39 protein-coding genes and 1 other RNA gene are annotated in these 25,550 nt (G+C 53.4%); 36 read left to right on the top strand and 4 right to left on the bottom strand.

All coding sequences use genetic code 11. The annotated features are described in order from the left end of the window. From Q1B11_RS14875 to Q1B11_RS14865, 3 genes are all read right to left on the bottom strand, one after another. On the bottom strand, positions 1–347 hold a 347-nt coding region (locus Q1B11_RS14875), incomplete at its 3' end, for a threonine/serine exporter family protein (RefSeq protein ID WP_299734081.1). Then, complete coding sequence (locus tag Q1B11_RS14870; protein WP_299734079.1) at positions 344–1,132, bottom strand: threonine/serine exporter family protein; 789 nt, start codon at positions 1,130–1,132, stop codon at positions 344–346. The genes Q1B11_RS14875 and Q1B11_RS14870, both read right to left, overlap by 4 nt. Positions 1,133–1,208: 76 nt before the next feature. Then, positions 1,209–1,937: a ComF family protein gene (locus Q1B11_RS14865; RefSeq protein WP_299734077.1), complete on the bottom strand. Its 729-nt coding sequence runs from the start codon at positions 1,935–1,937 to the stop codon at positions 1,209–1,211. Positions 1,938–2,036: 99 nt separating this feature from the next. Here Q1B11_RS14865 and bioB point away from each other — a divergent pair, with 99 nt between their 5' ends. The 5 genes from bioB (at position 2,037) to bioD (ending at position 6,699) form a co-directional block, all read left to right on the top strand. Further along, a complete protein-coding gene (bioB, locus tag Q1B11_RS14860) occupies positions 2,037–3,140 on the top strand; it encodes a biotin synthase BioB (protein ID WP_366139474.1) in 1,104 nt (367 codons plus the stop codon). Next, entirely contained in the window at positions 3,140–4,366 is a 1,227-nt protein-coding gene (gene bioF, locus Q1B11_RS14855; RefSeq protein WP_299734075.1) for an 8-amino-7-oxononanoate synthase, read from the top strand. Before bioB ends, bioF begins: the two co-directional genes overlap by 1 nt. Further along, the gene (locus Q1B11_RS14850) at positions 4,363–5,115 is read left to right on the top strand and encodes an alpha/beta fold hydrolase (RefSeq protein ID WP_299734073.1); all 753 of its coding nucleotides are present in this window, start codon (positions 4,363–4,365) and stop codon (positions 5,113–5,115) included. Before bioF ends, Q1B11_RS14850 begins: the two co-directional genes overlap by 4 nt. Further along, positions 5,097–5,948: a malonyl-ACP O-methyltransferase BioC gene (bioC, locus tag Q1B11_RS14845; protein ID WP_299734071.1), complete on the top strand. Its 852-nt coding sequence runs from the start codon at positions 5,097–5,099 to the stop codon at positions 5,946–5,948. The genes Q1B11_RS14850 and bioC overlap by 19 nt, the downstream gene beginning before the upstream one ends. 70 nt (positions 5,949–6,018) lie before the next feature. Next, positions 6,019–6,699 carry a dethiobiotin synthase gene (bioD, locus tag Q1B11_RS14840; protein ID WP_299734069.1) on the top strand — a complete coding sequence of 227 codons (681 nt, stop codon included), beginning with the start codon at positions 6,019–6,021 and terminating at the stop codon, positions 6,697–6,699. 540 nt (positions 6,700–7,239) lie between these two features. Here the strand turns inward: bioD and Q1B11_RS14835 are convergent. Beyond that, positions 7,240–7,641, bottom strand: coding sequence for a helix-turn-helix domain-containing protein (locus Q1B11_RS14835; protein WP_299734067.1), 402 nt, complete (start codon positions 7,639–7,641; stop codon positions 7,240–7,242). Between the two features lie 113 nt (positions 7,642–7,754). Here Q1B11_RS14835 and Q1B11_RS14830 point away from each other — a divergent pair, with 113 nt between their 5' ends. From Q1B11_RS14830 to Q1B11_RS14680, 31 genes are all read left to right on the top strand, one after another. After that, a complete protein-coding gene (locus tag Q1B11_RS14830; protein ID WP_299734065.1) occupies positions 7,755–7,970 on the top strand; it encodes a winged helix-turn-helix domain-containing protein in 216 nt (71 codons plus the stop codon). 9 nt (positions 7,971–7,979) lie between these two features. Next, complete coding sequence (locus Q1B11_RS14825; RefSeq protein ID WP_299734063.1) at positions 7,980–10,253, top strand: Mu transposase C-terminal domain-containing protein; 2,274 nt, start codon at positions 7,980–7,982, stop codon at positions 10,251–10,253. Positions 10,254–10,336: 83 nt separating this feature from the next. After that, positions 10,337–11,053: an ATP-binding protein gene (locus tag Q1B11_RS14820; protein WP_299734060.1), complete on the top strand. Its 717-nt coding sequence runs from the start codon at positions 10,337–10,339 to the stop codon at positions 11,051–11,053. Positions 11,054–11,089: 36 nt separating this feature from the next. Further along, positions 11,090–11,752 (top strand): hypothetical protein, encoded by a 663-nt coding sequence (locus tag Q1B11_RS14815; RefSeq protein WP_299734058.1) that lies wholly within the window; start codon positions 11,090–11,092, stop codon positions 11,750–11,752. Positions 11,753–11,758: 6 nt separating this feature from the next. After that, positions 11,759–12,124 carry a hypothetical protein gene (locus tag Q1B11_RS14810; protein WP_299734056.1) on the top strand — a complete coding sequence of 122 codons (366 nt, stop codon included), beginning with the start codon at positions 11,759–11,761 and terminating at the stop codon, positions 12,122–12,124. A gap of 1 nt (position 12,125) precedes the next feature. After that, positions 12,126–12,404, top strand: a complete 279-nt coding sequence (locus Q1B11_RS14805) for a hypothetical protein (RefSeq protein WP_299734054.1) — start codon at positions 12,126–12,128, stop codon at positions 12,402–12,404. Positions 12,405–12,416: 12 nt separating this feature from the next. Then, a complete protein-coding gene (locus tag Q1B11_RS14800) occupies positions 12,417–12,644 on the top strand; it encodes a hypothetical protein (protein ID WP_299734052.1) in 228 nt (75 codons plus the stop codon). Between the two features lie 25 nt (positions 12,645–12,669). Beyond that, the gene (locus Q1B11_RS14795) at positions 12,670–12,882 is read left to right on the top strand and encodes a hypothetical protein (RefSeq protein ID WP_299734050.1); all 213 of its coding nucleotides are present in this window, start codon (positions 12,670–12,672) and stop codon (positions 12,880–12,882) included. 35 nt (positions 12,883–12,917) lie between these two features. Continuing rightward, positions 12,918–13,220 (top strand): hypothetical protein, encoded by a 303-nt coding sequence (locus Q1B11_RS14790; RefSeq protein WP_299734048.1) that lies wholly within the window; start codon positions 12,918–12,920, stop codon positions 13,218–13,220. Between the two features lie 162 nt (positions 13,221–13,382). Beyond that, positions 13,383–14,006: a DUF3164 family protein gene (locus tag Q1B11_RS14785; protein WP_299734046.1), complete on the top strand. Its 624-nt coding sequence runs from the start codon at positions 13,383–13,385 to the stop codon at positions 14,004–14,006. 10 nt (positions 14,007–14,016) lie between these two features. After that, positions 14,017–14,217 (top strand): hypothetical protein, encoded by a 201-nt coding sequence (locus tag Q1B11_RS14780; protein WP_299734044.1) that lies wholly within the window; start codon positions 14,017–14,019, stop codon positions 14,215–14,217. Then, positions 14,217–14,279, top strand: an RNA gene (locus Q1B11_RS14775) — hammerhead ribozyme type II. Before Q1B11_RS14780 ends, Q1B11_RS14775 begins: the two co-directional genes overlap by 1 nt. Before the next feature lie 58 nt (positions 14,280–14,337). Next, positions 14,338–14,640 carry a hypothetical protein gene (locus tag Q1B11_RS14770; protein WP_299734042.1) on the top strand — a complete coding sequence of 101 codons (303 nt, stop codon included), beginning with the start codon at positions 14,338–14,340 and terminating at the stop codon, positions 14,638–14,640. After that, entirely contained in the window at positions 14,637–14,855 is a 219-nt protein-coding gene (locus Q1B11_RS14765) for a hypothetical protein (protein ID WP_299734040.1), read from the top strand. Before Q1B11_RS14770 ends, Q1B11_RS14765 begins: the two co-directional genes overlap by 4 nt. Further along, positions 14,845–15,312: a regulatory protein GemA gene (locus tag Q1B11_RS14760; protein ID WP_299734038.1), complete on the top strand. Its 468-nt coding sequence runs from the start codon at positions 14,845–14,847 to the stop codon at positions 15,310–15,312. Before Q1B11_RS14765 ends, Q1B11_RS14760 begins: the two co-directional genes overlap by 11 nt. A 355-nt stretch (positions 15,313–15,667) precedes the next feature. Further along, positions 15,668–15,868, top strand: coding sequence for a hypothetical protein (locus tag Q1B11_RS14755; protein WP_299734035.1), 201 nt, complete (start codon positions 15,668–15,670; stop codon positions 15,866–15,868). 18 nt (positions 15,869–15,886) lie between these two features. Next, positions 15,887–16,459, top strand: a complete 573-nt coding sequence (locus Q1B11_RS14750) for a Bro-N domain-containing protein (protein ID WP_299734033.1) — start codon at positions 15,887–15,889, stop codon at positions 16,457–16,459. 119 nt (positions 16,460–16,578) lie between these two features. Next, positions 16,579–16,986 carry a Mor transcription activator family protein gene (locus Q1B11_RS14745; protein ID WP_299734031.1) on the top strand — a complete coding sequence of 136 codons (408 nt, stop codon included), beginning with the start codon at positions 16,579–16,581 and terminating at the stop codon, positions 16,984–16,986. Positions 16,987–17,086: 100 nt separating this feature from the next. Next, positions 17,087–17,611 carry a glycosyl hydrolase 108 family protein gene (locus tag Q1B11_RS14740; protein ID WP_299734029.1) on the top strand — a complete coding sequence of 175 codons (525 nt, stop codon included), beginning with the start codon at positions 17,087–17,089 and terminating at the stop codon, positions 17,609–17,611. Further along, positions 17,608–17,943, top strand: coding sequence for a hypothetical protein (locus Q1B11_RS14735; protein ID WP_299734027.1), 336 nt, complete (start codon positions 17,608–17,610; stop codon positions 17,941–17,943). Before Q1B11_RS14740 ends, Q1B11_RS14735 begins: the two co-directional genes overlap by 4 nt. A 6-nt stretch (positions 17,944–17,949) precedes the next feature. Beyond that, positions 17,950–18,174, top strand: coding sequence for a hypothetical protein (locus tag Q1B11_RS14730; RefSeq protein ID WP_299734025.1), 225 nt, complete (start codon positions 17,950–17,952; stop codon positions 18,172–18,174). Further along, entirely contained in the window at positions 18,167–18,505 is a 339-nt protein-coding gene (locus Q1B11_RS14725) for a DUF2730 family protein (protein WP_299734023.1), read from the top strand. The genes Q1B11_RS14730 and Q1B11_RS14725 overlap by 8 nt, the downstream gene beginning before the upstream one ends. After that, positions 18,502–18,795, top strand: a complete 294-nt coding sequence (locus tag Q1B11_RS14720; RefSeq protein ID WP_299734021.1) for an ArsR family transcriptional regulator — start codon at positions 18,502–18,504, stop codon at positions 18,793–18,795. Before Q1B11_RS14725 ends, Q1B11_RS14720 begins: the two co-directional genes overlap by 4 nt. Next, positions 18,795–19,022 (top strand): hypothetical protein, encoded by a 228-nt coding sequence (locus Q1B11_RS14715; protein WP_299734019.1) that lies wholly within the window; start codon positions 18,795–18,797, stop codon positions 19,020–19,022. Before Q1B11_RS14720 ends, Q1B11_RS14715 begins: the two co-directional genes overlap by 1 nt. Continuing rightward, positions 19,019–19,588, top strand: coding sequence for a DUF3486 family protein (locus Q1B11_RS14710; protein ID WP_299734017.1), 570 nt, complete (start codon positions 19,019–19,021; stop codon positions 19,586–19,588). The genes Q1B11_RS14715 and Q1B11_RS14710 overlap by 4 nt, the downstream gene beginning before the upstream one ends. Then, positions 19,588–19,842 (top strand): Gp49 family protein, encoded by a 255-nt coding sequence (locus Q1B11_RS14705; RefSeq protein ID WP_299734015.1) that lies wholly within the window; start codon positions 19,588–19,590, stop codon positions 19,840–19,842. Before Q1B11_RS14710 ends, Q1B11_RS14705 begins: the two co-directional genes overlap by 1 nt. Continuing rightward, complete coding sequence (locus Q1B11_RS14700) at positions 19,839–21,383, top strand: hypothetical protein (RefSeq protein ID WP_299734013.1); 1,545 nt, start codon at positions 19,839–19,841, stop codon at positions 21,381–21,383. The genes Q1B11_RS14705 and Q1B11_RS14700 overlap by 4 nt, the downstream gene beginning before the upstream one ends. Next, positions 21,383–22,939, top strand: a complete 1,557-nt coding sequence (locus tag Q1B11_RS14695) for a DUF935 domain-containing protein (RefSeq protein ID WP_299734011.1) — start codon at positions 21,383–21,385, stop codon at positions 22,937–22,939. Before Q1B11_RS14700 ends, Q1B11_RS14695 begins: the two co-directional genes overlap by 1 nt. Next, positions 22,939–24,519 (top strand): phage minor head protein, encoded by a 1,581-nt coding sequence (locus tag Q1B11_RS14690; RefSeq protein WP_299734009.1) that lies wholly within the window; start codon positions 22,939–22,941, stop codon positions 24,517–24,519. The genes Q1B11_RS14695 and Q1B11_RS14690 overlap by 1 nt, the downstream gene beginning before the upstream one ends. A 2-nt stretch (positions 24,520–24,521) precedes the next feature. Next, positions 24,522–24,698 (top strand): hypothetical protein, encoded by a 177-nt coding sequence (locus tag Q1B11_RS14685; protein WP_299734007.1) that lies wholly within the window; start codon positions 24,522–24,524, stop codon positions 24,696–24,698. 283 nt (positions 24,699–24,981) lie between these two features. Beyond that, a complete protein-coding gene (locus tag Q1B11_RS14680; protein WP_299734005.1) occupies positions 24,982–25,428 on the top strand; it encodes a hypothetical protein in 447 nt (148 codons plus the stop codon). Positions 25,429–25,550: the final 122 nt, after the last annotated feature.

Raw genomic sequence — 25,550 nt, 5'->3', positions numbered from 1 at the left:
TCCACCGGTACATCAGGGTTATGACTGATTTCCAGCAATCCCATCATGAATCGATATGCATACAGGCCGGGCACCATGGGAATCACTGCGGGTGCCATAAAGACGGTAGTGGGCGTATGAACCCAGTGTGCCAGCTGAATAGACAGCAAGCCCATGACGCAGGAGCCCAGCAACGTTGCCAGCACAAGGCTGGCACCATTATCCAAAGCAAAGCCTCTTAATGCATAACCAATAGCAGCCAGCACAGCCACAGCCCAAAATGCACGACGGGGAACGGTAAATAACGTGGCAAACCCGAGCGCGGCAACCACGGCCCAGAGCACTTTTTCAATAAATAAAAAGCTCATGGAATCAGCGCTCCCAATAATGCAGAGCTCAAAGTAATCCCCATAGCGATGGCCATGGAAATCACGATGGCTTGCATGGCTCTTCCCTGACCGGTAATGATATGGCCATGTACCAGATCCACAATGCTATTGATCATGGGAATACCGGGGATTAAAAACAAAACCGAAGTAGCTACGGCGATTTCCGGATGAGGGATGATGGCACTGATATAACCAATGCCGCTGATGCCACTGGCCACAAACGCCGCCATCGCAACACAGATGGGCAGCGTATAGTGTTTTTGTAACAGTAGATTGCGGGTGTAAAAACCCAGTGCTGTCGCCACTCCTGCTAGAGCGACTGAAAGATAATCTGCGCCGGATACACGACAAAAGGCCATGCCCGCCAGAGCAATCATCATAATAACCAGCGGCTTTGGATAATGGGGCAGTGTGCGGATTCGCTGAATTTCTTTTTCAATAGAGTCAAAAGGCATCTGTTCTTCCATTGCCTTCCAACTTAAACGACTGATGGCGGATACAACGCTGAGCTGAACGCCATAGGCAGGCACTTTTCGAAACGCAGTAATGGGTTCATGACGATGGTCGGAGAGTGTCAGTGTGATGCCAGAAAGGGAAAAAAACAGTTCGACTTCAAACCCAAGCGCCGCCGCAAGACGCTTCAGGTTTCGGTTGACCCTTTCGGTATGCGCGCCAGAAGCCATCAATAAAACCGCAGCATCCAGCAACAGGCATGATGATTTATGGGCACTGATTGAACAGGCGGATTGGGAGCCAGTGTTCATGAGATAAGGTATTTTATGAGTGAAAGTGGGTATCTTATTGGTTGATGGGCAGTAATTTAATAAGTAGCAATAACAGTTATTGATTTTCCGGTGTTCTGGCAATGCTCCAGATATCCACACGCTCAGCACCGGCTTTCTTTAGCAGTTTTGTGATCTCACTGACTGTAGCACCTGTGGTAACAACGTCGTCTACGAGTGCGATGTGCCGGTATTGCAGATTTTTCTGGAGCGCAAAGGCCTGTTTAATATTCTTCTGGCGATCTTTTGCATCCAGATTTTGCTGAGGGCTGGAGTGTTTGACCCGCTTGATCAGTTGGTTCTCAAGGGTAATCACATCCGGAAGTTGTTTTTTCAAAGCCTTGGCTACCAGCAAGGCCTGATCATAACCACGTTTTCGTAATCGCTTTTCATGGAGTGGTACTGGAATAACAACTTCTGGCCACTGGTCTTCCAGATAAAAATCTGACAATAAATCGGCCATTGGCTGGGTGATGGGTTTGATCAGTTCAAGTCGGGATTGGTATTTCACCATCTGCAGAACCTTATTAATGGGGAACTGGTACAAAAAAGGCGCAAGGCAATGATCAAACAACGGTGGCTGAATAATGCATTGAGGACAAAGCCCCGTTTCACTTTCATTAATGGGAATTCCACAGGTGGAACAAAAGCACGTTGGTACCGGGAATGAATTGAGGCAAAGTGTGCACAGAGGCTGGTTCAGAGTGGTGAAGCCGCGACAGAGTATGCACTTTATTTCTACAAGTTGTTTAATTTTAAACCAGTTGTAAACTAGGGTCTTTAGCATTGGTTGACGGTTCTGCTTAATCCGTTATCATCGTTTTCATTTTCATAATTAATAAAACTCACCATGTGTCATAGAGTGAGTTCCTATCCAGAGGGTGTCATGGTCAGTACTAACCAGGCGGTGTCCGCCGATTCTTCCAGCGCTTTTCGTCATGACTGGACCATGGCGGAAGTCGAAGCTTTGTTTCAAAAGCCATTCAATGATTTGATCTTTGAAGCGCAACTGGCGCATCGCGCGCACTTCGATCCAAACCAGGTGCAGGTTAGCACACTGCTTTCTATTAAGACGGGCGCCTGTCCAGAAGATTGTAAATATTGCCCTCAGAGCGGTCACTACAACACAGGTCTGGAAAAAGAAAAATTGATGGAAGTGAAAAAGGTTCTGGAAGAAGCCCGAGCCGCCAAAGCCTCTGGCGCGACTCGTTTTTGCATGGGCGCCGCCTGGAAGAACCCACCGGCAAAAGATATGCCGTTAATCATTGAGATGATCAAAGGCGTTAAAGATTTGGGATTAGAGTCCTGCATGACGCTAGGCATGCTCAGTGAAGATCAGGCGAATGATCTTGCCACCGCAGGTCTGGATTACTACAACCACAACCTGGACACCTCGCCAGAATTCTACGGCAGCATTATCACCACCAGAACGTTCTCTGATCGCTTGAACACACTGGCCAATGTTCGCGATGCCGGCATGAATGTATGCAGTGGCGGCATTGTGGGTTTGGGTGAAACGGAGCGCGATCGTGCTGGCATGTTGGTTCAACTGGCGAACATGCCCAAGCATCCGGAAAGTGTGCCTATCAACATGTTGGTCAAAGTGGCGGGTACGCCTCTGGAAAATGTCGATGAGGTGGAAGGTATTGATTTTGTCCGCACCATCGCCGTCGCCAAAATTATGATGCCAGCGTCGAATGTTCGCTTATCCGCCGGTCGTGAAAAAATGAGTGATGAATTACAGGCGCTGGCTTTTTTGGCGGGTGCGAATTCCATCTTCCTTGGCGATAAGCTGCTGACCACCGCCAACCCGGAAGTGAATCGTGACCGTGAACTGTTTGATAAATTAGGCATCAACCAGAATCACGATTGGGGTGAAGGTGTTGATGCACCGGAAACCTGTCCGATCAAGGCGTTTTACGATCGTGAGAAAAGTAACGATCAATATTACGATGCAGCGGCTTCCACAGGATCGACTGGGCAGAGTTAATGAGTTTCGAACTGGAGCAGGATCTCCGTCATCGTCAGGCAGCAGGGTTATATCGACGCCGAAAAATGCTGGAAACCCCTCAGCAGCCAGAAGTAGTGATTGATGGGCGACAATATCTGGCTTTCTGCAGTAACGATTATCTTGGTTTGGCGAACCATCCAGAGGTTATCGCCAGCTTTCAACAGGCGACGAATGACTACGGTTTGGGGGGCGGTGCTTCTCATTTGGTAATTGGTCACAGTAAAGCGCATCATCAACTGGAAGATGAACTAGCAGAGTTTACCGGCCGTGATCGTGCATTGCTGTTTTCCAATGGCTACATGGCAAACCTTGGTGCCATCACGGCTTTATTGGGTAAGCAGGATGCGGTGTTTGAAGATCGTTTGAATCATGCTTCATTACTGGATGCCGGGCAATTGTCGGGCGCCCGTTTTCAGCGTTACCTCCATAACGATGTTGAGAATCTCGAACTTCGCCTTAAAAAAACAGACGCCCGTCGTAAATTGATTGTCACCGATGGTGTGTTCAGTATGGACGGAGATGTTGCTCCCATTGATCAACTGGCAGGCATCGCCCAGCGACATCAAGCGTGGCTGATGGTGGACGATGCCCACGGCTTTGGCTTTCTTGGTGAAACTGGTGGTGGTGTTGCTCAGGCTTTTGGTTTAAGCCAAGAGCAGCTGCCGGTGTTGATGGGAACACTGGGTAAAGGTTTTGGCACCTACGGTGCATTTGTGGCCGGTAGCGATGCGTTGATCGAAACGCTGATCCAATTTGCCCGAAGTTACATTTATACGACATCTATGCCGCCTGCGGTGGCGGAGGCTACGAGAACGAGTCTCAAAATTGTGCAAAAGGAAAGTTGGCGTCGGGAGCATTTGCAGGATCTGATCCGCTATTTTCGAAAAGGCTGTGAACAGTTGGGCTTTCCCCTCATGGATTCACAGACGCCGATTCAACCGTTGCTTGTGGGTTGTGAAAAGCGAGCCATGGAAGTCAGCAATAAATTGGCACAACAGAATATTCTGGTGCCCGCCATCCGCCCGCCTACGGTACCAAAGGGTTCTTCCCGATTACGCATTACTTTCAGTGCCACTCATACACGACAACATGTTGAAGATCTGCTCAGCGCTCTTGAAAAAGTTATGTCTAAAGCGTTACATAGACCCCGTGTAAACGACATAAGTCCAGAAGAATTATCAAATTCAGGAGTGATGACGGGATGAGCCAGTACCCAATTGTGTTGATCAGTGGCTGGGCAATGCCAGCCGGTGTTATGGAAACCCTGGCTGAAGCTCTGGATGCAGATCATCGTCGTGTTTCAATTGTGCAACTCCCGGGTTTAGTGAGTGAGCTTGATGCTTACAGAAAACCCTACGACTGGAACGTACTGCTGGATTATCTGGATCAGCAATTATTTGAAAAACCTGCGGTACTGGTGGGCTGGTCACTGGGGGGGATGCTGGCAACATTGTATGCCAGTCGACATCCGGAAAATGTCGCCGGTGTCGTTAATCTTGCAGCCAATGCATGTTTTGTTCAGAAGTCTGACTGGCCAGAAGCCATGTCACCGGCTTTGTTTTCCAGTTTCTCAGAAGGTCTTGCAGAATCTGCCGGAAAAACCTTACGACAGTTTGCCCTTTTGTGCGCTTCAGGCAGCCCTCAGCGAAAAGCACAAATTACGTTGTTGCAATCCCTGGTGGATGACGCCGAGCTTGATCAAACCACCTTAAAGGAACTGCTGGCTTTGTTGGGTGGTAGTGACCTCCGTTCAGCGCTTGCTGATCTTCGCTGTCCGATCAGTCATATGTTTGGAAAAGACGACGGATTGGTGCCGGCGAGTGCTGCCGAGTTGATTGAAACTCGTTTTCCGACGCATCGGGTTCAAGTGCTGGAAGGTGGGCATACTTTTTTTATGGATGATCCGGGTGTCGTTGTCAGGGAGGTGCAGCAGCTGTGTCTCCATATTCCTTAGATGATTACTCCTCAGAGTCAGGTGTCCCGTGCAGTGATGTAGCTGCACGTGTTAACAAGGTTAGTGTTAAGCGACTAATCGCTCGTAATTTTGGTAGAGCCGCTCAAAGTTACGATGCTGCAGCGGTGTTGCAACATCGGGTTGCGGCCAGGGCTATGCTAGGGCTGCCGACGAATGCTGTTGTTAATCGTGTGCTGGATCTGGGCAGCGGAACAGGCATTCACTCCGTGGCGTTGGCTGACAGGTACGCTTCTGCATTGGTGACCGGGTTGGATCTTTCTATGGGCATGCTGCAGTTTGCCCAACGGCAGCATTCTTCATGCAATCGTGTTCGCTGGTGTTCCGGTGATATTGAGTCACTGCCGTTTGCATCCGAATCCATCGACCTCATTTTTTCAAGCCTTGCTATTCAATGGTGTAGCCTGGAACGAGTTCTTGATGAAGTGTCGCGGGTGCTGAAGCCGGGAGGGCAGTTTGTGTTCTCCACGTTATCCGACGGCAGCTTGCATGAACTGAATGCTTCCTGGACTCAGGCGGGAGAGAGTGGTCGAGTTAATCAGTTTGCCGGATTCTCGGAGCAGCAAAAAATCATCCATGACTCGGGCATGCGTCAGAAGAGCCTGTCACTTCAGGCTGAAGCAGTTTATTACCCTGATGTAAGCACGATGTTGCGGTCTTTGAAGGCGCTCGGGGTGAATACAGTTTTGGATGGAACGCCCAACCTATTTACGCGCCGAAAGCTGGATGAGTTAAGAAAAACCTATGAGCATCGGAGGGTAAAAGCAGGATTGCCTCTGACCTATCAAGTGTTGTATGGCGTTTTGAATAAATAACTTATAGAACCTTTTTACCTTCGCGATGGTCATAGAATAACGTGTTTACTTAAGAGCGAGGCGTGTTGTAATGGGTAAAGCTTTCTTTGTAACCGGTACTGATACCGATGCAGGTAAAACTGTTGTTGCCTGCGGCCTTCTGGAAGCCGCTCGTTTGCAAGGCTTGTCAACACTGGCACTGAAGCCAGTGTCTGCGGGTTGTCATCAATCCAGTGAAGGGCTTCGTAATGATGATGCTGAGGTTTTGATTGAGGCAATGACAATGTCATTGCCTTATGAACAGATGAACCCCTTGGCGTTTGAGCCGCCGGTTGCTCCACATATAGCGGCAGAAGAGGCGGGTGTTCGCATGACGCTGGATCGTCTGACCGGTTATTGCCGTGGCGCTTTGATGAAGAAATACGATCTGGCGTTTATCGAAGGCGCTGGTGGTTGGCGAGTCCCGGTTAATGACCGGGAGATGATGTCAGGATTACCAAAGGCGTTGAACACCCCGGTTATTCTGGTGGTCGGTATGAAGTTAGGCTGTTTGAATCATGCGCTGTTAACAGCAGAAGCGATTCTTCGGGATGGTTCAACGTTAGCGGGCTGGGTTGCCAACCGGATTGATCCGGACATGCATCGGTTCGAAGAAAATCTAGCCACCTTAACCCGTTTGATCCCTGCGCCACGCCTTGGAAATGTTCCTCATCTGGACGACTTCAGTAAGGGGTCGGTTGCACCCTATCTGGATATTTCTTCTCTCATTTAAGTCAGTAAAAACCCTTTCCTTATGCCCTGTGACAATGCAGGGCTGCGCTTATTTCTGCACAATTTCTGTAACCCGAAGGTAGGTCTGATATTACCAGGGCTCTACCGGGTATATCTGCATAAGCATGGGTTTAAGTGACTGAGGTACACCTCAAACGCCCGTAGCCTGCGGCGTCGAGCGCAACCAGCCTGCCTGATAGCCTCCACACTCCGTATCCTCACCAAACCACCGAGCAGGCGCACAAGCACCCCAGGACGACGCAAACAGCAGCCACCCGCTAAAACGACGTTAAACGGCTTTAATACTGGGTTTACCGGACGGTTAAACAGTCTGAAACGGCATAGGTAGGGTTCGCGATAGTTGGACACCGCATATAGGTTTGATATTTAGTGTCCAAGTTTGGTGGGTAGCTGATTATAGAGGGGTGTACGTTTATTCCATCTTGGACAGTGTCCAAGTTAAACATGGACAATAAGATATGAACTTGGACAAAGTTCGGAGAACGCTGCTGACAATGAAAAATTGTGAGAGTGTCCAAGTTCAGGATATTTTTTTATTCAAATCTGCTAGTTGCTTTTCAAGTTCTGCGATGCGTTGGGTTTGCTGGCTTGCTGAGTACATGCCCTCAATGCGAGATAAAATCTCTCTCCTGTTTTCATCAGAAAGAGCATCAAGCATTTCTAAAAGTTTTCTCTCTTTTTGATCAACTACTGCTGATGCTTGGTTGATAAATCTTGGTTCTCTTCCAGTTAATAGCCAGTCAATAGTGACCCCTTCCCGGTTAGATATGTTTTCGCAATATGCGTAAGGTTTTGAGCCTCTCGACTTCCAGCTGCTGATTGCATTACTACGAGACAAACCTAGATAAATAGCTAGATCTATATCGCTTTCACACCGGGCAGCCTCTTTCATTCGACTGATAATATCTTCCACTGAATACATATTCTTACTCAAAGTGCGTAATAATGGCTTGACCGTCTCGCAAGTTGCGTATATTGTGAGAAAACGCTACACAAGATGAGAAAAAGCTACCACAGGAGGCGGAAAGAATCAGCATGAGCGAAAGCATTTTTTGGAGTGTTAAGGCATCGCTTTACGAGATTGGGATTACATACAGCGATATAGCTGAGGAGGTCGGTGTAGCCCCAAGAACCGTTACTTATGCGGTCAAAAAGTGGGAGGGCGTATGTGGAAATCCAAAAGGAAAAACACGCCAAGTCCTCAAAGCTATAGAGCGTCATATTGGGCGTTCCGTTTACCAAGAAAGGTGAGGATGCGAAATGTCGTTCTCAGAATGGTTTGAAATAAAAACAATTGCAGAATGCCCGCCATTTAATGGTGTTCGCAGAACTGCTATGAGGTTTGTAAACAGAGAAAACTGCCAGTGCCGCCCAAGACAAGGCAAAGGCGGAGGCCGCGAATACCACATCTCCAGCCTGCCCAAAGAAACCCAGCGGGCGCTGCGCATCCGCCAGACCAAACAACAGCAGGCCGCCTCCCGGCAATCCGGTGACCTGAACGAAGCCCAGCTCAAGGGCAACCTCGAAGGCATGAAAGAAGCCGGGGACAACAAAGACCAGCACGTCCGCCAGATGGCTGCCTTCAACCAACTCTCACCCAAAGAGCAGGGCAGGGTGCGGGCACGGATCGAAGTGCTCTCTGCGTTGGAAGTGTACGTGGCCGACTTCGAATCCCTCGAAGCCTCCATCCGTGAATTTGTCGACGCCTACAACAGCAACCAGCTGGAACTGGCCGCCCTGGTCAAGAGTTATGTGCCCAAGGTGAGCCGCGCCAACCTGTACCGCTGGCGTGCTGCCTATGCGACCGAAGGCCCTGCCGGTTTAGCCTGCAATTACAAGGCGGTTAAACGCAGTTTAATGGACACTCAACCCGAGCTGACCGCCTTCGCCGAAGGCATGCTGGCAAAAATGCCCCACACCAGCGCACCGAATATGCTCAAGGCCCTGGGAGCCAATTTCGACGGTCGTGATGACCTCACCATTCCCAGCGAGCGCGCCCTGCAACAGTGGCTGGCCAAGTGGAAGGTGAAAAACAAACGACTGTTCACCGCTGTCGCCAACCCCGACGCCTTCAAGAACAAGTACATGGCCGCCGGTGGCGATGCCGCCGAGAACGTGCTGCGCCTCAACCAGCTCTGGGAGATGGACAGCTCACCGGCTGACGTCATGTGTACCGATGGCCGCTTCTCACTGATCGCCTGTCTGGACGTGTATTCCCGCCGGGCGGTGCTGAAGGTGCGCAAGAGTTCCGACAGTTGGGGCGTGGCCCTGACCATGCGCGAAGCCATTTTGCAGTGGGCGATGGACGGCCAGGGGGAACAGGTGATCCGGGTGGATAACGGTAAGGATTACGCCTCCCATTACATGGCCATGGTCGCCGATGTGCTGGGCATCGACCTGAAATTCACCGACCCGTTCTCCGGCGAACAAAAGCCCTTTGTGGAACGGTTCTTCCGCACCTTTGCCCACGGCATGGTGGAAATGCTGCCGGGCTTTATCGGCCACAACGTGGCGGAGCGGGAAGCCATCAAGGCGCAGTTCAGCTTTGCCGACCGGCTCAAGCGCAAGGCGGGCAGCAGCAAGAACGTGATTGACGTGACCATGAGCAGCGAAGACCTGCAGACCTTCTGCAACCGCTGGATTGATGCCTTTTATATGCACGATGCCCACGGCGGCCTCAATGGTCAGTCACCGGCTGAAAGGGTGGCCAACTGGGTCGAGCCCCTGCGTCGCATCGACGATGTGCGGGCGCTGGATCTGCTACTGGAGCCGATCCCCGGCCAGAAAGGCATCCGCACCGCTCAGAAGAAGGGCATCCGGCTGGAAGGTGGCTGGTACGTGGCAGCGGAGCTGGGAGCCCGTGTGGGTGAGCAGTTCATGGTGCGCTACGACAACAGCGACATCGGGCGTATCTACCTGTTTGAGACTTCTGGTGAGTTTGTCTGCATGGCACAGAATCCGGCCATTACCGGCATCAGCCGCGAAGAGCTGGCCCGCGCCATGAAGGAAGAGCAGAAGAAGATCGGCCAGCAAAAAGCCGAGCTGAAAGCCAAGGGCCGCAAGATCAACCAGGCAGACCTGATCGAGAAGATTTTCGCCAAGCGGGAGCGGGAGATTGCCGAGCGCAATGTCAACGTCACCCAGATGCCACGCCGTCACCATGAGCACCAGACCGACTATCTGGCCGGAGCTGCGGATGCACTGGCAGCGGCAGATCAGGCCAAAGCCGAGGAGCAGGCAAAGGCAGAGCGGGAAGCCAACCCAAGTGCCGAGACACTGGTGGCCTGGAGCGATTACATGAAAGACGCCAACCAGTCCACCCAGAACAAACAGGAGGGAAACCAGCAGGCAGAAACCGGCTATGACCGTATGCGCCGCTGGATACGGCTGGAAGAGCGCCAGCAGGCCGGGGAAGCCCTGAGCGAGTTTGAACAGAACTGGAAGCAGCGCCACGAAGGCACGGCGGAATTCCAGGGACACAAGATGGTGCTGGACGACTTCGGGAAGACGGCGTTCGGGCTGAAGGATGAGTAAGAGAAGAAGAGTCTGAGAGCTGCTGGAACAGCCCTCAGGAGTACCGGGCAAGCATGCCCACAACAATAAAGTGAGTGCTAAGTATGAGAAACATTACCGTTCCTGTCAAAAACGTCGCCCTGTTGGCTGCCCAGGGGCAGGCGCTGTTGAGCGCACCTCAACGGCTGACGCATCGTCTGGGGTTGATCCACGGCGACACCGGGCTGGGCAAAACCACCAGTACGGCGTGGTTTGCCATCCGGCACAACGCTTATTACGTCAGGGCCATGGCGGCATGGCGGACACCTTCGGCGCTGCTGCGGGCCATCTGCCGTGAGCTGGAGATTCCACCCCGTCGTTTCATGGACATCATGCTGGACGACATCACCCGCAAGCTCTCCATGGAGGAGCGCCCGCTGTTTATCGATGAGGCGGATTACCTGGTGCGCTTTCCGGATATGCGCGACTCCATCATGGATCTGCAGGACATGAGCACTATGCCCATCATTCTGGTGGGCATGAAGGACATCAAACGGGAGATCAAGAAGTCTGAGAAGTTCGACAACCGTTTCCTGATCGACGTGGAGTTTCTGCCCCTGGATGAACACGACGCCCGTCTGATTACTGAGCATCTGTGCGAGGTGAGCGTCAGTGATTGTCTGTTGGCAGACCTGAATAAATACGCCAAAGGCAATACACGACGCATCACTACCGGCCTGTATCGCATTGAACAGGTGGCAGCATCCCTCGGGGTAAAGGCGATGGATCTGGCGGCCTTCCGGGAAGCGAAAGGCACGTATTTCTTAGGGGTGTCTGCGTAAGCAGGCCACGTTTGCGAGATGTTTTCGGGGGAGAACATGGGATCAACTTACTTCAAAAAAGAACGCACCAGCGGCTACACCGGTCAGACCGGCCTGGAGAGTCATGGTCACCAGCGTAACGGTATGCAGCGCCTGTGGGTTGCCGTTCGCCAGCTGTTTCCGGCCACAGCCATGGAGCTGGCCGCTGAGGCGCAACTCAGCGACACCACGGCGCTGATCTACCTGAACGCCCTGGAGCGTGCCGGGTACCTGTGGCGGGAACCAAGACCCACCCGGCTCTACTGGCTGATCCGCAATACCGGACGCCACGCGCCCCAGCTGCGCAACAACACCAGCGAATGCTACGACCCGAACACCGACACGGTGCACACGGTGCCCGCCACCCTGAGCCGCTGGCCCGGTGAACCGGCTCCGGTGGGTTCTGCGGAGTTCGACCTGTGGAAGGCCATGCGCATGCTGCGCAACTTTACCGTCAGTGAGCTGGCGATGGTGACTGAGCAGGAGACCGTCGTCGTGCAGCAACGGGTAGAGGATCTGCACCGCTTCAACTACCTGCGCCAGTGCGAGCCCAGCCTTGGGGAAACCAGCTACCTGTTGCCGGTTCATCGGGACAACGGCGAAAAGGCACCGGCCATCAGCCACGAGCTGGGCAGGCTCTACGACTACAAGACTAAAGAAATCATCACTATTCAGGGGTAAACGACCATGTCAGACCAAGCACACAGCAAAGAAGAGTACGTCAATGACCAGTGGTATCAGGAGCTGGTCAAGGTGGCGGAAAAGCTGAGCCAGAGCCAGATCGCCAAACGACTGGATGTGTCTACCGCCATGGTCTCCCAGGTACTCAGCGGTAAATACCTGGCACGGCGCATCGGGCCTTTTAAGGACAAGTTTGAAGGCGCGTTTATGGGCTACTGCGTGAACTGCCCGGTAGTGGGCGAACTGCCAAGGGATAAATGCCTGCAGTTCCAGGCGCGGGAATTTTGCGCCACCAATCCTACACGGGTGCAGCTGTACCACGCCTGTCGGGGTGGGTGTGAACATAGCCGCATACCAGTGAAAGAGGTGTGAGATGGAAACCGTCATCGTCGCCACCGATCTGTGGGTGGAACCCAACCCCAACAGCCAGGAGCAAAAAGGCTACGACCCCGCCGGTGGACATTACCCGCAGGCCAACAAGGCGGGTAACTGCCCCTGCGATGCCTGCCCACAGCGCAACCGTTGCCGGGATGAAGCACTGGCCTGTGATGTGTTCGAGGAATACCTCAAGCCGTGGAAGGCAGAGCAGCGGGGTTTTGCCATCAACTTTAAGCGGGTGCCCAGCCAGTACCGCTTTAAAAAGTGCAGCTAGGAGAGCCGCAACATGGACGAACTGGAACGCTACAACCTGATCAGCCTGCTGTTTGATGCACGACAGCTATTCATCGACGAATCCCTGCGACTGGACCAGCAGGCCGTCAACACCGACAGCGCCCTTCTACAGCGTAACTTGAAAAAGCAGGCCAACCGTTACCGCCGCAAGGCTGATGATGCTGGCCGCATCAAGGCGCTGATGGAACAGGAATTTAAACAGGCATTAAGAGCCCATTAAACCACCATCAAAGAGAGCAACAGCGATGAAGACGACATCAAAAAAACTGTTCGGCACTGTCCCATCCATTACCTCGGGCCAGCCACTAACAGCGATAGAGGAGCGCAGAAGTCGCCTGCGCAAATGGCTTGGCCTGCCCTTTATCAGAATGCTTGTTTTAACCCGTGGCACCACAGGTTTAAGGATTTCCGAAAGTTGGTACTACCCCAGGGAAATCATCGAAGTAGACGTGCAATAACCAGTACCTGCAGAACATCAATAAGGGAAATAACAATGACAGCAGCACCGCGAGTACCAACACAAACCATCACCTACCGGGGTAATGCCCAGCAGGACTACATCAGCGACTCCATGAAAAAGGCGACCATCGCCGTCAGTCGTCTGCAGTCCCTGAACATCAGCGTGGAGCATGTGGAACTGGGTGGCGGAGGCAAACCCAAGATCCGTGTCGGCTGGAACCCTCGGGTGGACGGTCTGGGTGTGCCCAGATCCTTCAGCAAGGGCAACAACGGCCTCAGCTACGAAACATACCTGGTGGACTTTGAACAGTGCCAGGTGAGTTGGATCAAGAAGTAAAAACCACGGCAGGAGAGAACCATGCACCAGCACCGTTTGAACCTGTCGCACACAGAATGGCGTCGTATGCGACTAACCATCAACCTGTCCCGTTCGCGCTCCCAGCGCTCTGCGGGATACACCCCATCCATGGGGATAACCACAACCAACCGAGGGAACGCCATGAGCGACCAACCACAACAAGTGCCAGCAGGCTACCGACAAGACCACCAGGGAAGACTGGTGCCGGAAGACCTGATCAAGCCCATCGACAAGGCGCGGGACGAGCTGGTAGCCGAGATTCTCAGTCAGGCTCTGCCCCAGCGTGATTTGCTGGCCCAGTTCAAGCACAAAACCATCGGCGACATTCAGGCATTTGTCGAACTCTCTGCCGAGCAGTACGGCGTCAAACTGGGCGGCAAAAAGGGCAACGTACAGCTGCTGTCGTTCGATGGTCGCTACAAGGTGCAGCTCAAGCAACATGAGCACATCACCTTCAGCGAGCAGATCGAGGCGGCCAAAGAACTGATCGACAACTGCCTCAACCGCTGGACAGAAGGTGGTCGCCCAGAGGTCAAGGCTCTGGTGGAACGTGCCTTCCGCACCAACCACAAGCGTCAGCTGCGCACTGCCGAAGTGCTGGGCCTGAAGAATCTGGAGATCGACGATGAAGAGTGGCAGCTGGCCATGAAAGCTCTGGTGGATTCCATCACCGTGGCGGGCTCCACGGCCTACATCAATATCTACGAGCGGGTAGGCGACACCGACCGGTGGCAGCACATCTCGCTTGATCTGGCAGCGGTGTAAGGAGTCCATCATGAAAAAGGCAACCATCGAAATCATCGAAACCGGCAAAGGCAGCCAGGTGGCTATCGAAGTCTCCTTTAATGGTGAGCAGTGCGACCAGAACAACCCGGCACATTTATGCGCCATACGCATCGCCGAAGCCATCCACCGTGGCGAGGTTCACGAACAGCTGAGCGCATCCGGCAAGCCGGACATCGTAACAACCCACTAAAGCGAAACGCCCTTTGGGGCGTCTGCCCGGTGTGGTGATCGGGTACTGATGAGCAGCCTCCCGTTCGCGCTCCCTGCGCTCGGCGGGATACACCCCATCCATGGGAATATGGAGAAAACGATGACAGACAAATGGATGACAGAACCTGACAAGGTCAGGGCGTTTAATGAGTTGCCCCCTGCGGAGTATATGAACGTAGTATCACTGACCGGAAAGCCGGTTCAGCAGCCGGACCCTGAAGGGCTGGCCGCTTCCCGAATCATCGCGCACCTGAATGAGCGCATCACTTCTCTGGAAGATCATGCCCTCAGACAGGCTCAGGCATTACAGGATGTGGTGGACGACTCAGCAGAATACCGCCCCGATCTGGAAGCATTGCTGGAAGATGGGCATCGACTGCTGGCCGTTGGGGGTGAGGCATGACCCAACTCACCGCCCGCAAAGTCGCCGAACTGCTGGCCATGCACATGGTCAGCCGGGATATTGCCTGCATCAAGCCCGACGTCTTCAAGCAGGACGACGCTTTCAAAGCCGCCGATGAGCAAACCCAGAAGTTGATTCGCTACTTTGAAGACCACCGTCGTCATTTGCTGGAAGCCATCGGCCAGGATCATCCGGAGGTGCTCGATGCCATCTAACAACATGAGCAAGGCCAAGGCCCGCATCCATATCGCTAAAAAAGATCTGGCCATGACTGAGGACGAATACCGGGAGATGCTAACGGCGCAAACCGGCAAAAGCAGCTGCGGCGACATGACTCTGGGGGAACTGTTCAAGGTGGAGCACTACCTGAAGAACACCATGGGCTGGAAACCCAAAACCCGCAGAACGGGCAAAAAGCGTAACAGCCCGATCAGCCGTGATAAGGAATACCACCAGAAGACCATGGTCGATAAGTTGCGGGCGCTGTGGATCTCTATGGCGAACGAAGGCATCGTCCGCGACGGCTCCGAGAACGCCCTGGAGAAGTGGGTGCAACGGATGAGCGCCCGTTATAACCACGGTTACGGCATCGCCAAAGTGGATTGGTTAAATCAGTCCCCCGATGTGTGCTGGCAGCTGATCGAATGCCTGAAGCAGTGGCAACAAAGGTAACTATTAGCCATTCGTAGGGTTCGGCAGGGTAAATTGAGACTAATGCTTGACGCTTTGAGACAGCCATCGTATCGTTTCACCCATGGTAGCAAAATCTGCCATCGGGATTATCACCCCCGAACTCTCAAAGGCGAATGAAAAGACGCTTTCCTCGTTTGTCCGCAAATAAACAGTCGCAGGCGTCTTTTTTTCGTTTCCATCCTGCAGTGCCCTTTTATGACGGGCTGGGTGGGGCTCCTTTACGGAGGCCGGTGTTCCTTTGAGACCGGTGGTGATAACCCCGTCCAGTCCGTCTCCAGCCGAGATTATCACCTCTTGGAGGCGGGAATAAAATTCCGACTCAAAGGTGAACGCAATGAATAAGAACCATACCCCTCGCCCTATAGACCAACTCTGGCAAGCCCACAGCTGTATGAAAGCCCTCGCTGCACTGATCGCCAACCACAAGCAGATGGACGACGTTAATGGCGATGATCTGGCACTGTTGCTTGAGCTGGTCACGAACACTGTTGGACTCGCATTAGAAACCTTAGACAATGAATGTGCGGGCAAATAACTGAGCGAGGAAATGACCGTGAAAAACAATCAAACTTCGGCTGTCGTGCGTACTGCGTCTTTTTCTGAAAGCCCATTAACCATTGTTAACTACGATGGTCGGCGGTGGTTAACTGCTTCTCAGATTGGTCAGGCTTTGGAGATGGCCGACCCTGCCAATTCAGTTAATAGAATTTTTCAGCGCAATAAAGATGAGTTCTCTGAGGGAGCAGATTCAACTTCGGTCAAATTGACCGCACTTGATGGCAGGCAGCGCGAAACCAGAGTATTCTCAGAAACAGGCTGTATACTGCTGGCTTTTCTTAGCAAGTCCCAAAAAGCAAAAGACTTTCGCCGTTGGGCTAAACAGGAATTGGCCAACCCCACACGACCCCAAACTGACCGAAGTTCAAATCGTGAACAGGAACTTCTCAACGAACTGCGTCCGGAGCTGGGCAAGATCGCCCATTATCATGGCCTTGGTTTGAACCTGTCTGAGATTGGTCGTCTGATGGATAAAAAGCCCGGCAGCATTGTCCACGCACTGAACCGATTGAGCAAACTCGGGTTACTGCCACAGCCAGGTTCACAACTCAGCCTCCAATCCGCATAAAACCCTCTGGTTCCCATACGCCTGTATGGGAACACTCTCCCAACAATTCCCTGTAGTTCCCACCGCCATAACCTCCGATAATAGAAAGCTAAAGCACAAAACAAGACCGCGAGGCGACCATGGACGACCTGTTCGGCATCGACGACCAAAACAACGACATCATGGCCCATCTGGACAATGATGCACTCCACCAAAAGCACTACTGGCCCGGTGATCTGGTAGAACTGGCTGATGTAATCCGCGCCCAGCTCAAGCGTGAAGGTGTAGACGACGAGGCTATTTACCGGCAGGCCGAGCGGGTATTGCTGGCCATGGCATTTCTGTGTGGTGGCCGAAACTATTACCTGCCCAAAGGCGAACGTATCAAGAACGCCCTGCGGAACAAGCGAATATACGACGCATTTAAAGGCAATAACCACAGGGATCTGGCCAGACAGTTCCGGCTCAGTGAGCAGAAGATCTACGAAGTACTTCGGGAGCAGATGCAGTTGCATCGCAATCGAGTACAGCATAACCTCTTTACCTGATAGCAGGCTTAAACGCCTGCTAAACCTTCCTTTATATCTCATCAATTTCAGTAAAGGGCTTTAAAGCCGCTTAAGGTAAGTGTTCCCCCACAATCGGGGCATGACGACCTATACCTACACCCCAGCCTTTGAGTCCGCCATTGCTTTTGTCCTGGAAGCGGAAGGCGGTTATGTCAACGACCCGAACGATGCCGGAGGCGAAACCAACCATGGCATCAGCAAACGGGCACACCCCGAACTGGACATCAAGGCCCTGACCGTCGAACAGGCCAAGGCCATCTACTTCGACGACTACTGGCTTTTATCCCGCGCCGACGATATGCCCTCCTACATGGGCATGGCAATCTTTGATACTGCCGTCAACATGGGCAACCGCACCGCCGCCAAACTTCTACAACGGGCGGCAGGTGTTCTGGATGACGGCATTATCGGCCCCAAAACCCTCGCCGCCGTTTACAAACATTCCCCTGAATATCTGTTACCCCAGTTCCTCAGCTACCGGGCATTGCGCTATCACGAACTGGCGGACGAACCCGACGAAGAGCACAACAAACGGTTTATCCGTGGCTGGCTCAAACGCACCTTTGAACTGCAACAGCGATTGTACGAGGACCGTCTTTTATGAGTTTCCTGGATTGGATAAACCCGTTTAATAAAGTCGTGGATCTGGCCAGTGAACTGATCGAAGACCCGGACAAGGTCAACGAGTTCAGACACCAGGCAACCATGGCCGGTAAAGAGCTGCAGAAGATGGCGGAGGAAACCTACCGCAAGGAGCTGGATACCAAAACCGTTCCCTGGGTAGATGCACTACACAAAATGGGGCGTCAGATTGCCTCCTATGTTGGTTATGGCCTGGCATTTTATATGGTGCACAAAGGCTACGACCCCATGGCGGCCATGGCAGCTCTTGCCCCCGGTGGTATCTACAGCTATGTGAAAGGTCGTGGGAAGTAAGCAGTCATGGATCAGTTCGAACAGGCATCAGAATTAGAACAATACGAACGCCAGCGCATTCTCGACCAGCATCGGCAAAGGCGACAGGAGTCGCCCCTCTTCATTAATGGTGAGCCGTGCTGCCGTGATTGTGAAATCTCCATCAGGAATCGAATTGAGGCAGGCATCAACGCCTGCCGTTGTATTGATTGCCAGCTGAGGCATGAGAAGAAGGGAAAACACTATGCCTGATGAGATAGTCAATTATTCCGCCCTGCGTCTTGCCTGGGATATTGCCCAGAGTGTCGCCGTTCTGGGTCTGTTTATCTGGACGGTGATTGACCGCAAGCGGCAAAAGAACACCGATGGCATCGATGAGGTGAAAAAGGAACAGCAGGAAATAGACCGGCGGGTGCAAAAGCTGGAAGACAACCTGGAGCACCTGCCCACCCACCACGATCTGAACGCCATCAAGGTTCAGATGGCCAGCCTCACCACCCAGATCCAGGGCATGGATCACAAGCTGGAAACCATCCATCAGTTCCTGTTGAGTAATAACCGTCACCGGGAGGGCCGGTCGTGAGCTATCAATCCGTGCTGCATGAAGATCAGCGTCTAGTCATCCTGCGCACCCTGGTAGAGATGAACGGCTACCAGGCCAACGAATCCATCCTCCAGACCATTCTGGACAGCTATGGCCACAACATCAGCCGCGATCTGGTTATCAGCCATTTGCAGTTTCTTCAGGAGCTGGGGCTGGTCAGGCTGGAAGACATTAACGGCATTCAGGTCGCCACCCTGCTGGGGCGTGGTGAAGATGTGGCAGCAGGTCGCACCAGTGTGTCTGGCGTTAAACGTCCGAGGGCGAGGTGATGAAAGGATTTTTCAAACGCCTGCTCTGTGCTCTGTTGGGTTGCCGTTTCAAAAGCACTTTCGGGTACAGAACGGAAACCCGCAAGATGCTGGTTAAAAAAGGCCGCAATCGGCGTTGGGAACATGCTCGTTTTGAGCATCGGACACAATGCAAACGCTGTGGTCGCTGGTCTCGATGGATCAGGCGTAAGCACTTTGATTCATGGCTTGAAAGGCAGCAACAATGACAGAAAGAGCCAAACACAAGCGCAACCGCCGAAGTCGGATTAAACAACTACCGACTGATATCAAGGAGCGTCTTGATGGTTTGATCCGTGAAGGGCGCATGACTCAATCCCAGATACTGGAACAGGTCAACCAGCTATGCGCCGCCCACGGCGAAGAACCTCTCAGCCAGTCCGGCCTCAGTCGCTACTCCAAACAGATGGATGAGATGGGTCGTAAGATCCGGGAACTGCGGGAGGTCTCCGAAGTCTGGGTGGCGAAACTGGGGGACGCCCCCACCAGTGACACCGGCAAGATGCTACTGGAAGCCGTCCGCACCCTGGCAGCGGATGTCATTCTCAATATGGGTGGCGAAGGCGGCAAGGTAGACCCGAAAGCCCTCAACCAGCTGGCATTGGTGATGCAGCGGGTGGAACAGGCCGCCATGGCCAGCCATAAGCGCGAGAAGGAAATACGACAGGCATTCGCTGCTGAAGCTGCGGACCATGCTGAGCAGGCACTGGCGAACCAGGGCATGACCGCCAGCACCATTGAAACGATCAAGAAAGAAATTCTGGGGATTGCGTAATGGGCGAACAGATCGACTTTGACCACGAACACATTAAAAAGCTGATCAAAAGTGAGAAATACATTTTTCACGGCATGACCACGATCTGCATTCTGACCCTGGGTTTCGGTCATCGCCTGGTAGGACAGGGGCACTGTCTCAGTCAGCATCGCTACGATAAACAGATTGGAAAAGATGCAGCCAGGGCTGATGCCATGAGCCAGCTTTACGCGAAGGAATCCTACCGCCTGCAATACAGGCCACCGGTCGTATGACTATCCCTGACTCCGTCCTTCTCCCCTACCAGCAACGCTGGATCGCCGACGACAGTCCGCTAAAGCTGGCGGAGAAATCCCGTCGTACCGGTATCACCTGGGCCGAAGCTGCTGACGCCACCATGACCGCTGCCGCTGCTAAAGAAGCAGGCGGCAGAAATCATTTTTATGTAGGTTCCAACAAAGAGATGGCGCGGGAGTTTATTGATGCCGTGGCTATGTGGTCGCGCTCCTTCGATAAAGTGGCCAGCACCGTCAGTGAAGAGATCTTCATCGATGAGAACGGAGACAAAGAGATCCTGACCTTTGTTGTCTACTTCCCTAACTCCGGATTCAAAATACAGGCCCTGTCCTCCAGCCCGAAAAACCTGCGGGGGATGCAGGGTAATGTCACCATTGACGAGGCTGCATTCCATGACCGGCTGGCGGAAGTCTTAAAGGCCGCGCTGGCCCTGACCATGTGGGGCGCAAAGGTTCGCCTGATCTCCACCCACAACGGCGTGGATAACCTGTTTAATGAGCTGATCACCGACAGCCGTTCCGGTAAAAAACGCTACAGCATTCATCGCATCACATTAGACGACGCCCTGGGCGATGGGCTCTATAAACGCATCTGTCTGGTCAGTGGTAAAGAGTGGACGCCCCAGAACCAGCAGGAATGGCGGGACAATCTCCTGAAAGACACCGCCACCGAAGAAGATGCCCTGGAAGAATACTTCTGCGTACCCAAGGCATCCGGCGGCAGCTACATGAGCCGCATGCTGATCGAAGCCCGCATGATTGATGAGGCTCCGGTACTGCGCTTTGAAGGTTCCAACGAGTTCAACGAATGGCCGGAAGATCAGCGCAATGTCGAGATAAACGACTGGTGTAATGAGCATTTAAAACCGCTTTTAACCGACCTTAACCCGGCATTACAACACGCCTTTGGTGAAGACTTTGGCCGCTCTGGTGACTTGACCATCATTGCGCCGTTACAGATCGGTCAGGACCTTAAACGCCGATGCCCGTTTATTGTCGAACTGCGCAACGTGCCATTCCGCAACCAGGAACAGATGCTCTACTACATTGTTGATCGACTCCCCAGGTTGATGGGCGGCAAGCTGGACGCCAGGGGCAACGGTCAGTATCTGGCAGAGCAGGCCCGCTATCGTTATGGCTCCGGCACTATTGACGAGGTGATGCTCTCCCAGTCCTGGTACCTGGAAAACATGCCACCGTTCAAGGCGGCCTTTGAAGACGACAACATCGCCATCCCCAAAGACGCCGACATCCTTTCGGATCTGCGCGCCATTCAGGTGATCAAGGGCGTACCCAAAATCCCCGACGGCAACACCAGCGATGGCCCCAGCTCCAACAAAAGCAAACAGCGCCACGGTGATGCGGCAGTGGCTCTCTGTTTAGCCTGGGCGGCCTCCAATATGGAAACCACCGAATACGCCTACACTCCGGTCCGCAAAACCACGCCGGACTCCGACCCTTATAAAAGAACCATCAGAACCGCCCGAGGCACCAGGGCGAGACCAGGAGGCATCTGGTAATGGAATCCCCGATCATTGACCCAAACACCGGCAAAGGTTTCAAGAAAGCCGACAAGGCGACACTGGCCCAGCACATCACCCGCGCCACCTTAACGGGTATCAGACAAGCGTCGCCCGGTTATACCGTGGCCTCAGCTCTGACACCGGAGCGCCTTGCCGCTGTCCTGCGCAACGCCATCGAAGGCGATGCCACCGATTACCTGGTGCTGGCGGAGGAGATGGAAGAACGCGACCTCCACTACGCCACCCAGCTGCGCACCCGCAAACTGGCGGTCAGTGGTCTGGCTCCCACCGTCGAAGCCGCCACCGATGATGAGCGGGATATTGAACTGGCCGATGCTGTCCGTGAGTTGGTGCGAGCCCCTGAGTTCTCCAACTGCCTGCTGGATCTGCTGGATGCCCTGGGTAAAGGTTTCAGTGTGGTGGAAATCGTCTGGAGCACATCCGGCAAACAATGGCGACCCGAGCGCTACGAATGGGCGGACCCGCGCTTCTTTAAATACGACCGCGAAACCGGGCGCGAGCTTCGCCATAACGACCACACCGTCGATGGTGAACCATTAGAACCCTACAAATACATGGTCCACACCCCGAAGATGAAAAGCGGCCTGCCCATCCGCAACGGTCTGGCCAGGCTGGCGGCCACCATGTATATGCTCAAGGGTTACACCATCAAAGACTGGTGGGCATTCGCCGAGCTGTTCGGCATGCCGATTCGGGTGGGCAAGTATGGCCCCAATGCCACCGACACCGAAATCGAAACCCTGGTTAATGCCATCGCCAATATTGCCAGCGATGCCGGAGCGGCCATTCCCGAATCCATGAAACTGGAGTTTATCGAATCCGCCAAAGCCACCGGCGGCGATAACCTGTTCAAGGTCATGGCGGACTGGGCAGACTCGCAAATCTCCAAAGGTGTCCTCGGTCAGACCATGACCGCCGACAACGGCAGCAGCCGCAGCCAGGCCGAAGTCCACAACGATGTGCGCGGAGATATCCAGATCGACGATGCACGACAACTGGAGAACACCCTCAACGCCACCCTGGTGCGCTGGTTTATCGATTTTAACTTTGGCCCCCAAGAGCAATACCCGAAAATCTGCCTGCCTATTATTGAACCGGAAGATTTAAAGGGCTTTAGTGATGCGGTCGTGCCGCTGATTGATCGGGGCATGAAAGTGGAAGCCAGTGGCATCCGCGATAAGTTCGGCCTGCCCGATCCGGAGGATGATGCGGAGCTATTGCACCCACAGGGGCAGGCACCACAGCAACCAGTGGAGCCTGCGCTGAACCACCAACGGCTGGCACTTAATAGCCAGCAAGACCGGGAACAGGATCTGACCGATCTGGAAGACGAACTGCTGGCCGAGTGGCAACCACTATTAAAGCCAGTGCTCGATCCGGTGCAGGCCCTGGCGGATGACTGCGAAGACTTCGAAGAGTTTATGGCACGTTTGCCAGAGCTGCTGAACGAAGAAGGGATGGACGCCAACGCCCTGATCGTCAAACTGGCACAGGGCACCTTTAAAGCCAGGGGCATGGGAGAGGCGAACTAATGGCAAAGTTTACTTTCTCCAACGACCCGCCCCCGGAGGTGCTGGCGTTCTTCGAAAATAAAAAACTGAAGCCGTCGTTTAACTGGGCGGACGTCTGGAAACAGGAACACCAGAGCGCCTTCACTGTGGCCAAGGCCATGAAGCTGGATGTTCTCCAGGATGTGCGGGACGGTGTACTGAAAGCCATTGCCGAAGGCCAGACCCTGCAGCAGTTCCGCAAAGAGCTGACCCCGCTGCTACAGGAGAAAGGGTGGTGGGGCAAACAGGAGATGACCGACCCACTCACCGGTGAACTGGTTAATGCGCAACTGGGCAGCCCCCGTCGTTTACGGGTGATCTATGAAACCAACCTGAGAACCGCCCACGCCGCTGGCCAGTGGGATCGGGTGCAACGTACCAAAAAGACCCACCCTTATCTGCTGTATGAACTGGGGCCATCCAGAGAACACCGAAAGGAACACCTGCGCTGGAATGGCTTGCTGTTACCGGCGGACGATTCGTTCTGGAATACCCACTACCCGCAAAACGGCTGGGGCTGTAAATGCCGGGTGCGTCAGGTATCAAAGGCGGAATACGAACGCATCAAGGGCAAGAGCCATACCGAAGCCCCGGAGATTAAACGACAGGAATGGACCAACAACCGCACCGGCGAAATTCTGGAAGTGCCGGAAGGGATCGATCCGGGTTGGGATTACAACCCCGGTAAAGGGCGTTTAACCCAGTATAAAAAGCAGGTTAAACAGAAAGAGAAGCAGCTGAAAAAAGCACTGGCGGAACCTTTGCCGAAAATGGCTATCACCGCCCCGGCTCCTTTCTCTACTGTTAAAAATGCCAATGGTGAACAGATCAACCGGGTACTCAATGAGCTGGGTACCGACAGCACCCGACAGGCGTTTAATGATTTTCTGGCCGTGCATCCCATTAAGTCCTGCCTGCTCAAGGCTACCGAGATGACTGGGAAAAAGGCCGTTAGTAATAAGGCGCTGCAGGCAAAGGTCGGCGACTATCTCGGTGTCGCTGCCGATGATGCTTTTATGCAATATGGGCGATACAGGGGCAGTAACCGCATTAATGGTTTCACCCGTGCCGGTTATGATCTGGTCAATGTAAAGGTGCAGGCAGGCACCAACCTGACCAAAGCCGACCCGGTGAAAATCAAAGAGGCTGTAATCAAAGTGCTGGATACGGCTACCAATAACAACGGCCCCAGGAAGATCTACGCACCGGCCTCGACAAAGTACACCCCCCGCGATCCCGACAACTATCTGCACCGGCACTGGTCTGTGTCCGATGTGGCGGGTGTAAAGAGTCCGGAACAGATAATCACCACCTGGCTCCATGAGGTCGGTCATCAGGTACACTTCTGGGGAGAGGTGCCGGTGTTCCCCGGCCAGAGCCGCACGGCCTTTTTAACTGAGTACAGCCGCAGCAACAATAAAGAGTGGTTTGCCGAGCACTTTACCGCCTGGTACATTGACCCGAAAGGGTTCCGTCAGTGGAATGCGGAAGCTGCCGACTTTATAGAGACTACACTGAAAACAGCGACCGCCAACACCAACCCAAGACTCAAAGGACGCTAACCATGGCAGAGCCCATCGAACAGACACCGCTGCAGGTTGCCATTGAACTGGTCAACACCCAGCCATGGCCGGAAGATATTGCCGACCGTCTGGAGCAACTGGAGGCCAAAGCCACCGGAGAAGATAAAGACCACTTTGGCGATGTATGGGAAAGCTACATCGTTCTGGGCGGTGAATAGGGTTAAAAGGTCAAATCACCAGACAGGCAGACTTCCACACTTTCGAAACCGCTTTATACTGAATAATGTAACGATGAAAACAGCAGTCTGTATTAACGCCTCAGAAATCGCTCTGGGGCGTTTTTTTTTCGACAGCATGAACGGCAGCTTGTAACCCAAAAAAACACCGCTGGACTATTTAACACCACTTTAACGGCGAGGTTTGAATATTGCCGATGAGTGAGACTTCTAACCGCACGGGTTCTATTGCAAAATGCGGGCAGTATGGAAGGAGCACACAATAATGAAACGAACCATCATTCCCCTGTTATCCATTGTTCTGTCCCTGGGCTTGTTGGCCGGTTGCTCATCATCGGAGCCGGAACCACCAGTGGTGGACATCGCACCGGAAGACTACCCCGAGATTGTGGAAGACCTGAACCAGGTGGCCGCTATGGTTGCCGATCTTGATGCCCTCTATAAGGCAGGCATCACTATCCGCCAGCAATACCCCACCGACATCAGTAATGACCAGGTGCAAACCTGCGTAGCAGAAAACGGACATTATCGGGAACAGGGCCAGCAGTTAATGGATCAGGCCAGGGTATTAAAAACCTTCCAGTATCGTTTGCCCCTGACCATGGCAGCCGATGCCGCTTTTGCCTGTGTGCTGTGTGGCGGATCGGGCACCACCTGCGACGATATCCCGAAAGAACTGGCACCGGTTAAAGTCAGTTTAAAAGGGGCTTAATAATCGTATCCGGCAGCGGGTAGTGGTAGAGTAAAAACTCCCGCGCCGCCTTTATTCCATCCCCCGAAAAACCCCAAAACCCTTTATAACCGCCCGTCGTCTGTAGCCTTTAACCTCGAAGG

The organism is uncultured Endozoicomonas sp. (assembly GCF_947495845.1).
Taxonomy (GTDB): Bacteria; Pseudomonadota; Gammaproteobacteria; order Pseudomonadales; family Endozoicomonadaceae; genus Endozoicomonas.
This window is presented reverse-complemented; position numbering and strand designations above follow the sequence as displayed.